The organism is Actinacidiphila glaucinigra, assembly GCF_900188405.1.
Classification (GTDB): Bacteria; Actinomycetota; Actinomycetes; order Streptomycetales; family Streptomycetaceae; genus Actinacidiphila; species Actinacidiphila glaucinigra.
Genome location: NZ_FZOF01000005.1, coordinates 432742 through 447262 on the forward strand (window position 1 = coordinate 432742; position 14521 = coordinate 447262).

General features: G+C 73.9%; 7 protein-coding genes. 4 read left to right on the top strand and 3 right to left on the bottom strand.

Going from position 1 to position 14521, the window contains the following annotated elements; all coding sequences use genetic code 11:
* Nucleotides 1-284 precede the first annotated feature (284 nt).
* The gene (locus CHF15_RS13200; RefSeq protein WP_245938807.1) at nucleotides 285-4022 is read left to right on the top strand and encodes a S8 family serine peptidase; all 3738 of its coding nucleotides are present in this window, start codon (nucleotides 285-287) and stop codon (nucleotides 4020-4022) included.
* Between the two features lie 516 nt (nucleotides 4023-4538).
* Here the strand turns inward: CHF15_RS13200 and CHF15_RS13205 are convergent.
* Entirely contained in the window at nucleotides 4539-4865 is a 327-nt protein-coding gene (locus CHF15_RS13205) for a hypothetical protein (RefSeq protein ID WP_089223927.1), read from the bottom strand.
* A gap of 105 nt (nucleotides 4866-4970) precedes the next feature.
* Entirely contained in the window at nucleotides 4971-5528 is a 558-nt protein-coding gene (locus tag CHF15_RS13210; RefSeq protein WP_089223928.1) for an NAD(P)H-dependent oxidoreductase, read from the bottom strand.
* Between the two features lie 112 nt (nucleotides 5529-5640).
* On the opposite strand from CHF15_RS13210, the gene CHF15_RS13215 reads away from it, so the two are divergent.
* The 3 genes from CHF15_RS13215 to CHF15_RS13225 all read left to right on the top strand — a co-directional run bounded on the left by CHF15_RS13215 (nucleotide 5641) and on the right by CHF15_RS13225 (nucleotide 11250).
* On the top strand, nucleotides 5641-6291 hold the full coding sequence (locus CHF15_RS13215; protein ID WP_179279768.1) for a TetR/AcrR family transcriptional regulator: 651 nt from the start codon (nucleotides 5641-5643) through the stop codon (nucleotides 6289-6291).
* Between the two features lie 238 nt (nucleotides 6292-6529).
* Nucleotides 6530-10267, top strand: coding sequence for a S8 family serine peptidase (locus CHF15_RS13220; RefSeq protein ID WP_089223930.1), 3738 nt, complete (start codon nucleotides 6530-6532; stop codon nucleotides 10265-10267).
* Between the two features lie 197 nt (nucleotides 10268-10464).
* On the top strand, nucleotides 10465-11250 hold the full coding sequence (locus CHF15_RS13225; RefSeq protein WP_179279769.1) for a hypothetical protein: 786 nt from the start codon (nucleotides 10465-10467) through the stop codon (nucleotides 11248-11250).
* A gap of 75 nt (nucleotides 11251-11325) precedes the next feature.
* On the opposite strand, the gene CHF15_RS13230 is transcribed toward CHF15_RS13225, so the two are convergent.
* Entirely contained in the window at nucleotides 11326-14322 is a 2997-nt protein-coding gene (locus CHF15_RS13230; protein ID WP_089223931.1) for a S8 family serine peptidase, read from the bottom strand.
* Nucleotides 14323-14521 lie beyond the last annotated feature (199 nt).

Below are 14521 nucleotides of genomic sequence, written 5' to 3' on the forward strand. Positions count from 1 at the left end.
GCGGCGCAGCGCGACACCGGGGCGACCGCGGCGAGCCGCTCGCCCTCCGGCGCCCGGCCGGACGGCACCGTGCGCCGCGCCACCGGCACGGCGGACAACTCCCGCACGTGGGAGCGGGATTGACGGACCCAAACCCACCGGACGGCACAGCGGACGTGGCGAAGATCACCGTGCACGCCGGGCCTCCGTCCACGGGTTTTGGGGCCAGGATGCCACCGCCCCCACCGGGGCAGTCCTAACCGTTTCCGGGCCGACCCGGCCCGACGGAACTGCCAGGGAATCCCTTGAGACCATCACCAGGCCGCTGGGGCGTGTTCGCCGCCGCCGGCGCCGCCCTCCTGTCATTGGCGCAGCCCGCCGCACTCTCCGCCGCCCACGCCGCCGAGCCCGCGAGCACCGGGTCCGACGCCCCGGCGCCGCGGAGCAACGTCCCCCCGGGCGTTCACACGGTCACCCTGATCACCGGTGACATCGTTATCACCCGGCAGTCCGGAGCCGCCGGAGGCACCGTCGAGCTGCGCGGCGCCGACGGAGGCAAGGCCCGCGCGCACATCATGGAGTCGCGCGGCGACCTGTACGTCTATCCCGAGTCCGCCCTCCCCTACGTGGCGGCGGGCACGCTGGACCGGCGTCTGTTCAACATCAGCAAGCTCGTCGCGGACGGCTACGACGACGCCCACCGCGACCACCTGCCGCTGATCGTCTCCTACGACAGCGCCTCCGCCGGCCTGCGTTCCACGACGCCCCGCGGCGCCACCCGGGTCCGGGACCTCAGCAGCGTCCAGGGCGCGGCCCTCACCGAGGACCGGGACCTCTCCGCCGACTTCTGGCGGTCCGTCACCTCCGCGTCCGGGGCCGGAGCGCGGGCCGCCAAGACCGGCGCCGGCGCCGCCCCCTCCTTCGGCTCGGGCATCGCCCGCATCTGGCTCGACGGCAAGGTCGAGGCCGATCTCGCCGACACCACCGCCCAGATCGGCGCCCCGCAGGCCTGGGCGGCCGGCGACACGGGCAAGGGCGTCGACGTCGCCGTCCTCGACACCGGCGTCGACACCGGGCACCCCGACCTGTCAGGCCGGATCACGGCCACGCACAGCTTCGTCCCGGACCAGGACGTGACCGACCGCAACGGGCACGGCACCCACGTCGCCTCCACCATCGCCGGCACCGGCGCCGCCTCCGACGGCAAGGAGAAGGGCGTCGCCCCCGGCGCCGACCTCCACATCGGCAAGGTGCTGGCCGACACGGGCTCCGGCCAGGACTCCTGGGTGCTGGCGGGCATGGAGTGGGCCGCGGTCGACCAGGACGCGGACATCGTGAGCATGAGCCTGGGCTCCGAGAACCCCTCCGACGGCACGGATCCCCTCAGCGCCGCGGTCGACCGCCTGAGCGCGCAGACCGGTGCGCTGTTCGTGATCGCCGCGGGCAACATGGGCACGCCCGGCAGCATCGGCGCGCCGGGCGCGGCGGACGCCGCGCTCACCGTGGGAGCCGTCGACTCCTCCGACGAGATGGCCTGGTTCTCCAGCCAGGGTCCGCGCGTCGGCGACGGCGGCCTCAAGCCGGAGATCACCGCCCCGGGCGTCGACGTCCTGGCCGCCCGCTCGCAGTACGCGCCCGAGGGCGAGGGCAGCTACCAGACGCTCAGCGGCACCTCGATGGCCACACCGCACGTCGCGGGCGCGGCGGCCCTGCTCGCGGCCGCGCGTCCCGGGCTGACCGGCGCCCAGCTCAAGGACCTGCTGGTGAGCAGCTCGAAGCGCACCCCGCAGTACGACGCGTTCCAGGCGGGCAGCGGCCGGGTGGACGTCCCGTCGGCGCTCGGCGCCGGCGTGTTCGCCTCGGCGACCGCGTTCACCGGCCAGGCGGAGGCGGGCGGCGGCGCGACCGCGATCCGGCGCCCGGTCACGTACACCAACACCGGGGGTTCCCCGGTGACGCTCGCCCTGTCCGTCGACGCACCGAACGCCCCCGCGGGGCTGTTCGCGCTGTCCGCGTCGCAGGTCGTCGTGCCGGCGCACGGCACCGCCGAGGTCACCGTCGCCATCGACGGTTCGAAGGCGACCGGCAACGGCCGCTGGTCCGGCCAGGTCGTCGCGGCCGACACGGCGGGGAAGACGGTCACCCACACGGCGGTGTCGCTGGGCGACGCCGCCCACAAGCTGACCATGGTCCTCAAGGACGGCGAAGGCAAGCCCATGTCCGGCGTCGTCCAGGTGCTGCGCTCCGGCGACTTCGACCCGGCGTTCTACCTCGTCGACCAGACCGGGCGGCTGGAGACCTGGATCCCGGACGACGTCTACTCGGTGCTGTCCTTCAAGGACGTGCGCGGGGTGCACGGCGGGCACTCGATGGGCATGGCGCTCCTCGGCGACCCCGAGGTCGTCATGGACCGCGACCGGACGGTGACGCTGGACGCGACGAAGCTCCAGCGCGTCGAGATGACGACACCGCAGCCGACCGAGGCGACGTACCAGCGCCTGGAGTACAACCGCGCGATGGGCGGCGGCACATGGCGCGACTACATGGAGACCCAGACCAGCTACGACAGCCTCTGGGCCCAGCCCACCACGCACAAGGTCACCCACGGCGACTTCTACCTCGGCGCCCGCTGGCGCAAGGAGCAGCCCGCCCTGTCAGTGACGACCCGCGACGACGAGTTCACCGACGTCCTGCGGCAGGAGGACGTCACCGCACTCCCCAAGGGCAACTACTCGTTCCCGCTGGTGGCCGCCGGTGACGGCGCGAGCGCGGACTACGCCGGCCTTTCCGCCCGCGGCAAGGCCGTGGTCGTGCGCCGCAACGGGAACGTGGACGACGCCGAGCAGGCCGCGGCGGCGGTCGCGGCGGGCGCCAGACTCCTGCTCGTCGTGAACGACCAGCCGGGACGCCAGCTGCGGAGCTACACCGGCGACCCCTTCCTCCCGCCCGCCCCCATCGACGTCGCGCTGCTCAGCACCGACGAGGGCGAGCGGCTCATGCGCCGCGCGTCGGCGCGGGGCGCCGTCCTGAAGGTCGGCTCGCAGCCGGTCAGCCCGTACGTCTACGACCTCATGTGGACGTGGCACAACGAGATCCCGGGCCGGCTCGTCGTCGAGGGCGGCACGAAGAACCTGGCCCGGGTCGACGTGACCTTCGACAGCCCCGACCCGGCCAAGGGCGGCGGCGAGTTCCGCTTCGACTGGCCCGTGTACTCCAACTGGGGCCTCGGCCTGACGATGCGGGAGCCGGTGAACTCCCGGCGGGTCGACTGGGTCTCCACCGGACCCGGGTACTCCTGGGGCCAGGAGGCGTACGTCGACGGCCTGATGTACGAGATCGAGCCGCGCGCCACGTACCGGGCGGGCAGCAGGCACTCCCAGGAGTGGTTCAAGCCCGTCGAGCGGCCGTACCTCAACAACAACTACAAGCTGCCCACCCGCAGCGGGAGCTGGCTGGCCTTCGACATCCCCGCCTGGGGCGGCGCGGACCACGTCGGCATGTCGATGGACTACGACCGCACGCGGCAGACGCTGGCGCTCTACCAGGGCGGCACGCTCCTGGGCCGGAGCACGACCAACACCAGCATGGGGGGCACCGCCCCGGCCGCGGGCAAGCTGCCCTACCGCCTGGTGCTGGACGCGAGCCGTGACGCGTCGGTGAGCCCCTACTCCTCCGCCACGCGCACCGAGTGGGAGTTCACGTCCAAGGCGCCGTCGGGCGACGACGCCGCGGTGCTGCCGCTGCCGCAGATCGACTACCGCGTCGCCACGGACGAGGAGGGCAGGGCCGCCCGGAACGACACGCTGTCCGTGACCGCCGCCCACCTCCCGGGCGCGGTGGGCGCGGGTACCCTCTCGGCCGTCTCGCTGGAGGTGTCCTACGACGACGGACGCACCTGGCGGAAGACCGCCTGCGGGCACGACGGCCGCTTCAAGCTGTCCGCCCCGAAGCAGGCCCGGTTCGTCTCGCTGCGTGCGCGTGCGCACGACTCCGCGGGCAACGCGGTCACCCAGACCGTGACCCGGGCCTTCGGCCTGCGCTGACAGGGGGGCACCGCATCCCCACCGGTGCGGGCGGGCCGTCCACGGCCCGCCCGCACCGCCGTCATCGCCCCCGCGCCGCGAGCGCGGCGGCCGGGATCCCGTGTGCCGCGAGCCGCGCCAGGAGTTCCGCCTCCTGCGGCCGTGTGACGGCGATCCGCAGACCGGTCCCCGCGTCGTGCGCGACGAAGACCGTCCGTCCCCCGCACCGGCCGTAGGCCGTGTCGTCAAATGAGCTCCCCCAGCTACCGCTGGGAGGTGCCCCCACCGCCCGGAGGGCGGGCTCGGCGGCTCCCCCAGCTGACGCTGGGCGGTGCCCCCAGGTGCGGTGCATCGCAAGGCGGAGAGTCGTCCTCGTAGTGGGCTACTCGGACGATTCGACAACGCAGCGTGGGGGCACCTCCCAGCGAAGCTGGGGGAGTGCCGTGCCTGGGGGCACCTCCCGGCGGAGCTGGGGGAGCGTCGCCGAGTGGGGGCACCCCCGGCCGAAGGTTGGGGGAGGGCATTTGACGACACGGCCTAAGCGTGGATCGTGTACGGGGCCAGGTCGAGCAGCAGGCCGAACTGCGCGTCGTCCCGTGCGTCGATGTCGATCCCCATTCCGGGGTCGTCCCTCCGGGAGCGCGTCCCGGCTGTCACCGCCTCCCGGGCCAGGGCGAGCACACCCCGGTACGAGGACAGCGCCTCGTCGGGCCAGGCACCGTCGGTGTAGGCGTCGACGTGCGCGCTGTGGAGATCCGGCCGCAGGACGCGCAACGCCTCCCGGTGGACGAGCACCACGTCCGCGGGCTCCAGTCCGCACGCGGGCACGAATCCGCGGCGCCGGCCGCCGTCCTTGTCGATCACCCCGAAGACCCTGCCATACGCCTTCGCCCCCCCGCTTCACGCGGTGCCACGGAAGACGCCGGGACCCCGGGGGCGGCGGCCCCCGGGGTCCCGGCGTGGGGCGGGTCAGGCCGCGGCGGCGCCGGCCCGGCTGAGCTGCTCGATGACCCCGGTCAGGCCCTCGACGACCTCGGAGTCGTCGGCCGGGTGGGTCTCGGCGAAGCGGATCACGGAGCCCGGGATGGAGAGCTTGACGTCCGTGAGGACCGCGGCACCGGCGATGCCGGCGGCCTTGCGGGCCTCGTCCTGCGCCCACACGCCGCCGTACTGGCCGTACGAGGTGCCGACCACGGCGACCGGCTTGCCGGACAGGGCGCCCGCGCCGTGGGGGCGCGACAGCCAGTCGATGGCGTTCTTGAGGACGGCCGGGATGGTGCCGTTGTACTCGGGCGAGAAGAGCAGGAGCGCGTCGGCCGCGGCGGCGGTGGCCCGCAGGCGTGCGGCGGCCTCCGGCACCGAGCCCTCGACGTCGATGTCCTCGTTGTAGAAGGGGACCTCCGCCAGACCCTCGTAGAGCGTGATCTCGACGCCCTCGGGGGCGTGCTTCATGGCGGCCTCGGCGAGCTGGCGGTTGTGCGAACCGGCGCGGAGGCTGCCGACCAGAGCGAGGATGCGGACGGACATGGGCGATCTCCCTAGCTGCTTGACCGACTGAAAACGGACCGCGGTCCGGTTGAAAGTTGTAGCAGCTAAACGGACTGCGGTCCACTTTCATTCCCGCCGCTACGCTGTGGCCATGACCGAGCCGCCCCGCGCCGTCTTCCCCGTGCGCGACGCCTCCGCCGGACCCGCGGACCTCACGCTCACACCGGCGGGCGAGCCACCGCGGCTGCGCGCCGACGCCGCGCGGAACCGCAAGCGCCTGCTGGAGGTGGCGGCGGAACTCGCCGCCGAGCGCGGCGCGGCGAACGTCACCATGGAGGCCGTCGCCGCCGCGGCCGAGGTCGGCAAGGGGACGGTCTTCCGGCGCTTCGGCGACCGCGGGGGGCTGATGCTGTCGCTGCTCGACCACATCGAGCAGCAGATCCAGGCCGCCTTCCTCTCGGGCCCGCCGCCCTTGGGGCCGGACGCCCCGCCGCTGGAGCGGCTGCGCGCCTTCGGCCCGGCCGTGATACGTCACGAGCACGCCCATCGCGACCTGTACATGGCCGCGCACCGGGAGCAGAGCCGCCGCTACAACCCGTCGTACCAGGTCAGGCTCACTCATCTGACGCTGCTGCTCCGGCAGGTGGGCGCCCCCGGTGACGTCGAACTGACCGGGCACACCCTGCAGGGCTATCTCGACACCGTGCTCGTCGAGTACCTGCTCACGTCCCGCGGCATGCCCGTCGAGCGGCTGGACGCCGGCTGGCACGACCTCGTCGACCGCCTCGGCACACCGCGGTAGCGGGCCGCGGGCCTCGTCGCGTCCCCACTGCCGCGCTCCCACGCGCCGCGCTCCCGTGTCGCCGCGCTCCCCTGTCGCCGCGCCCTGCCCGGCACCGGCGGGCGGGGCCCGATTTTGTCGTGATCCCGACAGCAGGCGGAAAGACGCCGCTGTTCGTCTCTCGTTTACCGGTCCGTTGAATCGTTTAACTCGCTAGCATGCGGCGGACATTGGATGGATCTAACGTGAAGGATCCCCTGTGAGACCGCTCTTCCCAGGCCGAACCGGCCTGCCGATCGTCGCGGGTGTCGCGGCCGTGCTGATGGTGATCCCACCGGCGGCTGCCAGCGACCACGCCGCCGCCGGCTCCCCGTCGGACAGCGTGACCGTGACCGGCGGAGCCCCCGCCGGCTCCACCCCGCGCACCGTCACCCTCATCACCGGCGACCGGGTCACCGTCGCACCCGGCGGCGACGGCCGCGCCTCCGTGACCGTGGAAGGCCCCCGGGGCCACCGCGCGGACGCCCGCATCACCACGCGGCAAGGCGACACCTACGTCTACCCGTTCGCCGCCGAGCGGTACGTGGCGGCCGGGCTGCTGGACACCGACCTCTTCAACGTCACGCGCCTGATCGCGGACGGTTACGACGACGCGCGGTCCAAGGGCCTGCCCGTCATCCTGACCTACTCCTCCGACGCCCGCCGCAGGCTCGCGGCGCCCGCCCTCCCCGAGGGGGCCACCGGCGCACGCGCGCTGACCAGCATCGACAGCACCGCCACCACCCAGGACCACGACCAGGCGGCGGAGTTCTGGGCCGACCTGACCGGCCCGGCCACCGCGCAGACCACCGCGAAGGCGAAAGCCGGCGGCCTCGCCCTCACCGGCGGCGTGCGCAAGGTGTGGCTGGACGGCAAGGTCAAGGCCGACCTCGCGGACAGCGTCGCGCAGATCGGCGCCCCCGACGTGTGGGCGGGCGGCGACACGGGCCAGGGTGTGGACGTCGCGGTCCTCGACACGGGCTACGACCCCGGGCACCCCGACCTCGACGGCGTCGTCACCGACTCCCGCAGCTTCGTGCCCGGCGAGGACGTCGACGACCACCACGGCCACGGCACCCACGTGGCGTCCACCATCGCCGGCAGCGGCGCCGCCTCCGACGGCAAGGAGAAGGGCGTCGCCCCCGGCGTGCGGCTGCACGTGGGCAAGGTCCTCAGCAACGCCGGCAGCGGTTCCGACTCCTGGATCATCAGCGGCATGGAGTGGGCCGCCCGCGAGGCCAAGGCCCGCGTGGTCAGCATGAGTCTCGGCAGCGACCAGCCCACCGACGGCACCGACCCGATGAGCCAGGCGGTGAACGAACTCAGCGCCGAGACCGGCACGCTGTTCACCATAGCCGCCGGCAACTCGGGCCCGTACGAGGGCACCGTGGCGGCGCCCGGCGCCGCCGACGCCGCGCTCACCGTCGGCGCCGTCGACTCCTCCGACGCCATCGCCGACTTCTCCAGCCGCGGCCCCCGCTTCCGGGACGACGCGATGAAGCCGGAGATCACCGCCCCCGGCGTCGACATCCTGGCGGCCCGCTCGCAGTGGGCGCCCTTCGGCACCGGGTCGTACGCCACCCTCAGCGGCACGTCGATGGCCACCCCGCACGTGGCGGGCGTCGCCGCCCTGGTGGCGGCGAAGCACCCCGACTGGAACGGCGCCCGGATCAAGGACGCCCTGGTCTCGACCTCCGTGGCGACGCCGGACATCCCCGCGGACTCCGGCGGCAACGGCCGCGTGGACGCGGTGGCCGCCACCAGCAGCACGCTCGTGGCCACGGCCACCGCCGACGCCGGCATCCACCCCCCGGGCGGCGAGGCCGGCGGGACCGTCACCCGCACCGTGGAATGGGCCAACTCCGGTGACACCGCGGTCACCGTGACGCCGCGCCTGGACGCGGGGGACGCGCCCGAGGGCCTCTTCACGGTGACAGACCGTCAGGTCACTGTCCCCGCACACGGCACCGCGTCCACCACCGTGACCACCACGCTCGACCGGGCCCCGGCGGGATCCCGCTTCACCGGGCACGTCGAGGGCGTCGTCGACGGCAAGGCCGTCACGCGCACCCTGCTCGCGGTCAGCACCCGTGACGAGTACCACCACCTGCGCGTCCACGTCACCGACCGCGCCGGCGACCCGATGGTCGGCCTGGTGATGTACCAGCGCAAGGGCGACGAGTACGCGCAGGCCCTCTACACCGACCTCGACGGCGTGCTCGACACCGTCGTCCCGCCGGGCACGTACACCGTCTGGACCTGGGGCGCCGTGCGCGGCGTCCACGGCGAGTCCTCCTACGGGCGGGCGCTGCTGGCCAGGACCGGCGTCGTGGTCGGCAACGCCGACACCGACACGACGCTGGACGGCACGAAGCTGCGCAGGACCGAGGTCGTCACGCCGAAGACCTCCACGGACAGCGACATCCGCATGGACTTCAACCAGTCCTTCAAGGACGGGTCCCCGGCGATCACGGACACCGCGACGGTCGGCGACGGCTTCGACAGCGTGTGGGCGCTGCCCATGCCGAAGGCCTCCGGCGGCGACCTGGCGTACACGGCCCGCTGGCGCATGCAGCAGCCGCTGCTGGCGCTCTCCTCCGGTGACCAGGTCTTCGACGACCTGTGGCTCCAGCCCGGTTCCGGCCGTCCCGCCGAGGGCACCGGCACGCTGCCCGCGGTCTTCGCCGGCAAGGGCACCGCGGCCGAGTACGCGTCCGCCGGCGCCAAGGGCAAGGTGGCCGTGGTCCGCTACACGGGGGACGACGACCAGATCACCGACGCCCAGAAGGCGGGCGTCGCCCTGCTGGTCGTGGTGAACGACCTGGACGGCCGGCTGCGCGAGCCCGTGCGCCGCACCACCCTCGTCGTCGCCGGCATCTCCCGCACCGAGGGCGAGACGCTGATCGGCCGCATCCAGGACAGCCGTTCCGGCTCGGTGCCGATGCGGGTCGTCGGCCACGCCGAGACGGACTACCTGTACGACCTGGTGCACACCTGGCACGGGACGATCCCGCAGACCCAGCGCTACGCGCCGGCCGAGCACCGGCTGGCCCGGGTCGACGTCGGGTTCCGCAACGAACCCGGCACGGAGGTCGACGAGTTCCGCTACGACATCCAGCCCTACCTGGGTGTCAAGGTCGGCGGCACCCGGCTGTCGTCCGCCGGCGCCGAGCGCACCGACTGGGTGACCCCGTCGGGTGAGGCGACCTGGATGGAGGAGGCCGCCAACGGCATCCGCTCGATCCAGTTCTCCGGGCTGGTCGGCTACCCGGCCGGGCGCACCACCGACGTCCAGTGGTTCGGGCCCGTGGAGCACCCGCGGATGAACGAGAGCCAGTGGCTGCCGCAGCGCAACGGCGACGTCCTCGACGTCACCATCCCGGCCTGGGGTGACGGCGGCCGCGACCACGCGGGTGTGGTCGGTCCGGGCACCACCTCCCAGGTGAACGAGCTCTACCGGGGCGGCGACCTCGTCACCCGCACCGAGGGCGGCTGGCTGGGCGGCGACGTCCCGGCGGCGTCCGGCCGGTACCGGCTGGTGACGTCCACCGAGCGGACGGAGGGGTACCCGTACTCCACCGCGACCCGCACCGAGTGGGGCTTCTCCTCCGCGACGCCGGGCACGGACGACCCGCAGGTGCTCCCGCTCCTGCAGCTCGACTACGGGATCCGCACCGATGCGGGCGGCGCCGCGCGGCGCGACGCCGAACTCACGGTGAGCGCCTCCCCGTTGCCGGGCGTGTCGGCCGGGCGGGTCAGCACCGACGCGGTGGAGGTCTCGTACGACGACGGCCGGACGTGGCACCGGGCCTCGCTGCGCGGCGCGGAGGACGGCGCCGCCCGGGTCCGCCTGGACGCGCCGCGACGCGCCGAGTTCCTGTCGCTGCGCGTGCGCGCCTCGGACAAGCGCGGCAACACGGTGACGCAGACGGTGATCCGGGCGACCGGCCTGGCCTGATCCGCGTCCGCACACAGCGCGGCCGGTCCCCTCGGGGGCCGGCCGCGCTGCCGTTCCCCGGCGCTCCCCCGTTGCCCCGAACCGGCAACGGGGAGGCGGCGTCCGCTGCCGGCAGCGGACCTGGCCGGCCCTCGGCCCGGCATGATCGGATGGGAGGTGCGGGAGGCGTACGCGGGTGGGGAGACACGGTGGAACAGGTGGAACGGAACAGGTCGTCGGCCGTGGTGTGGCTGCTGATCGCCGTGACGGCACTGGCCGTCGGGGTGGCGATGGTCTTCCTCACGCGTGACGCGCTGGAGCGGGAACGGGAGTTCCGCGCCGCGCCGCCGTGCGCCTCGGCACCGGTCGAGGTGTCGGAGTGCCGGTGGGAGCAGCGGTTCACCGTACGGTCGGTGGACACCCACAGCGGCAAGCGGCAGTCGCCCGAGGCGGACTTCCTGCTGCCCTCCGGAAAACCGTGGCACCTGACCTTCCGCCGGACGGGCCCGGTGCTCTCGCAGCTGGAGCCGGACGACAAGGTCGTCGGCCTCATCTGGCGGGGGCAGGTCGTCGAGGTGCGGGACGCCGCGGGAACCTGGCAGGAGACGAGCGACGGGCCCCTGGAGTGGCCGGAGGACCGCCTCGTCGGCGCGCTCGCCGGACTCTCGACCGGCCTGATGGCGCTCGTCGGCGCGTTGTGGGCGCTCTTCACGCGGGGGCCGCGGCACGCGCGCGCGGCGAGGGTGGTGCGGTGGCACGGCGTCCCCATGGGCGTCGCGGCCGTCGTGGTGCTCTGGGTGCAGGCCGCCGGCGAGTGGCCGATGTGGTCCATCCCGGCGGTCTGGGGACCGCTGGCGCTGCTCCTTCTCGCCTCGGCGGCGGCCTTCGCCGCGGCGGCGCTCCGCGGCGAACTCGGCTACGAGGCCCCGTCCTCCGCGGGGTCGCCCCGGGCGCCGGGAGGCCTGCCGGGCGCGGGCTCGGGGCCGGGGACCGTACGTGCCTGATCCGGCCGGGCGCCATGACGAAACGGTGCCGGCCCCCTCGTCACCGAGGGGGCCGGCACCGTCGCGTGGGGCCCGTCAGCCGATGGTGACGAGGGTGCCCGCCGCGTTCGGGTAGCCGATGTAGGCGGTAGCGGGACGGCCGGACGGGACGCCGCTCCACGAGGCGGTCAGCGTCAGCGGGACGCCGGGCTTCGTGGCGGGGTTCCGCGGTGTCACCGTGAACGTGCCCTGCGTCGGCGTGCTGTCCGGGCCGATCAGGTTGGCCTGGAAGGAGAACGGGAAGTCCGTCAGCTCCGGCTGGCCGCCCAGCGTCATGACGAGGGCCAGGTACTTGCCGGCCTTCATGCTCGGCAGGCTCACCACCGGCCGCGTCTGGTCCAGGGCGAGGTCACCGACGATGTACGGGTCCTGGCCGTCGCCCGGGTCGTACGCGATCAGCAGGGTGAGGCGGGCCTCGGGGTTGTCGGGCGTGACGAAGAACTGCCCGGCCTGCGTGCCCTCCGGCACCGTGAAGGCGAAGTCCTGCTCGGGCTTGTCGTTGGACACCGCGTTGCGGACCGGGGTGCCCGCGACCGGGCCGCGCGGGGTCAGTGCGAGCGAGGTGGTGCCCGGCGTCACCTGGAAGGAGACACTGCCGCTGCCCGCGGGGCCGGAGACCTGGTCGGGGGCGATCAGGCTCCACGGGGTCAGGACGACCGGGCTGCGCACGCCGGTGCGGCCGTGCCGCCAGGTGAGGTCACCGGTGACGGTCTCGCCGGACCGCCCGGTCGTCAGCTCGAAGCTGACGGTGAACCTGGCCTTCTGGCCCGCCCTGCTGAAGTGCAGTACGGAGGGGTGGACGGTGGCCTTGACCCCGGGCACCGAGATCGAGGCCCGGTAGGTGCCCGGCGTCACGGCCGTGACGGTACGGGTCACGGTCTGCGAGCCGACCATCCGCCCGATGGCGATCGACGGGTAGTTGAGGTCGCTGGGGTCCACGGCCTTCACCCCGCTGCCGGTGTCGACGCCCAGGCCCTCCAGGTAGCCCAGCCAGTCCTTCTCGGTGGAGTCGTAGACCAGGCCCGGTGCGAACATGCCCGCCGGCCGCACCTCACCGGCGCCCTGCGCGAACAGGTCGGTGTTCTTCGCACCGGTCGCCGTCTTCGTGTCGACGGCGGTCGTCATCATCGCGGACTTCACGGCCATCGGCGACCACGAGGGGTGCTCGGCCAGGTAGAGCGCGGCAAGGCCGGCGATGTGCGGGGTCGCCATCGAGGTGCCGGTCATGAAGTCGTAGTCGTGGCCGAAGTTGGAGGCGGGCGCGACGGCCGCGAGGATGCCGACGCCCGGGGCGGCGATGTCGGGCTTGAGGAGGTCGCCGTTGTTCACGGTCGACGGACCGCGCGAGGAGAACGGCGCGATCTGCGGGTACGGCTGGCCGGTCGTGCCGCCCGGGAGCAGGCTCGCCTCGGCCCCGGCGGTGGCGGCGTACGCCCGGACGTCGGTGGCACCGGGGGTGTTGAGGTGCACCGTGGGCACCGCGTGCAGGTCGCCGTCGGTGTCGAGGTCGCTGACGTTGACCAGGACCATGCCGACGCCGCCGGCCCGCTGGACCTCGTGGGACTTGTCCACACGCGGGTTGACGCCCCGGTCGCAGACGACGATCGCGCCGGCGGCCTTCACCGGGTCGAGGGTGCCGTCCTGGCACAGCGCGGCGTCACCGGCGGAGGCGGCGGCGTTCCTCACCTTCTCGGCAAGCACGAGGGGCTTCGGGCCGAGCGGGGAGTCGACGGTGGTGCTTCCGCCGACGTAGGTGTCGCCGTTGCCGAGGCGCACGGTGGCCTCATAGGGCGCCAGGGTGCTCGCGGCCACCGTGGTCGTCCACGGGGCGACGTTGTCGGCGGAGGACACCTCGGGACCGGAGTTGCCGGCGGCGGTGGCGACGAAGACGCCCGCGGCCGCGGCGGTGCGGAAGGCGGCCTGGACCGGGGAGTCCGGCGCGGTCTCGATGACCGAGCCCGCGGAGTAGTTGAGGACGTCGACGCCGTCGGCGACCGCCTGGTCGACGGCCGCGACGATGTCGGAGGTCATGCCGCCGCTGTCGCCGGCCGCCTTGCCGGTCCAGAACGCCTTGTAGACGGCGATCGCGGCGGCCGGCGCGACACCGGAGACCTCGCCGAGGTGCCGCCCGTCGACGGTGACGTCGACCCCGCTGTCGCCCGCGGCGGTGGAGGCGGTGTGCGTGCCGTGGCCCTCGCCGTCCCGCGCGGAGACGTAGTCCGCGCGGCGCTCGGCGGGCACCTGGGCCAGCCAGGCGTCGCCGAACCAACGGGCACTGATCAGCTTGCTGTTGCAGGCGCCGACGGTGAACTCCTCGCCGGCCTGGCAGGTTCCGGTGAAGGTGCCGCCGTCCGCCTTCCGCATGACAACCTTGTCGCCCTTGCGGTAGGGGCGGTACGGGTCCTTCGACGTGGGCCGCGCGGTGCCCAGCGGGGCGGCGGCGAAGGAGCGGCTCTCCGGCCAGATGCCGGTGTCGATGTCGCCGACGACGACACCGCGGCCGGCCTCCTTGGTGCCGCCGAGGGCCGACCACAGGCCGTGCCGCCCGGTGAGCCCGAGGAAGTCCTGCGAGTTCCGGTCGTCGGAGACCTTGTTGAGGGTGTCGGGCGCGACCGACAGCACTCCGGGGGCCTTGGAGAGTTCCGCCACCTGCGTGGCGGACAGGTCCGCGGTGAAGCCGTTGGTGACCACGGAGTACCGGCTCTTGATCCGCGCGCCCACCGAGGCCGCCGCGGCGCGCTGGGCGCCGGTGAGGTGCGCGCGGTAGCGCACGGCGTCCGGGTCGGCCAGGTCGACCTTGGCGCCCGGCGCGGGGGCGGTGCCGGGTATGCCGTCGACTCCGCCGCGGTAGGCGGCGATCGGCCGGTCGGCGAGGGTGACGATGTAGCGGCCCGCGACGAGGTGGCCCGCCACCGGGACCGGCTCGGGCCCGGCCGCGGGAGCGGCCTGGGAGGGGACGGCGGACGACAGGGCCAGTGCGACGGCGGCGGCCGCCACCAGGGCGGCCGGTCTGATGCGTGACGTCGAGGTCACGTTCGGTCCTCCAGAGGGAAGAGGCCAGGGACGTCACCGCGCGTCGGAGCGCGGTGGGGTGTGCGGGGGCGGGTACGGAACCGCCGCTCCCGGTGCGGGTGTGAGGAACGATTCAAAAGTGAACGTCCCACGACCGTTCGATGTCCAGATAATCTTGTGGCGTCTTCGGACAGCTGGCGGACCACGCCATCACGAGGAG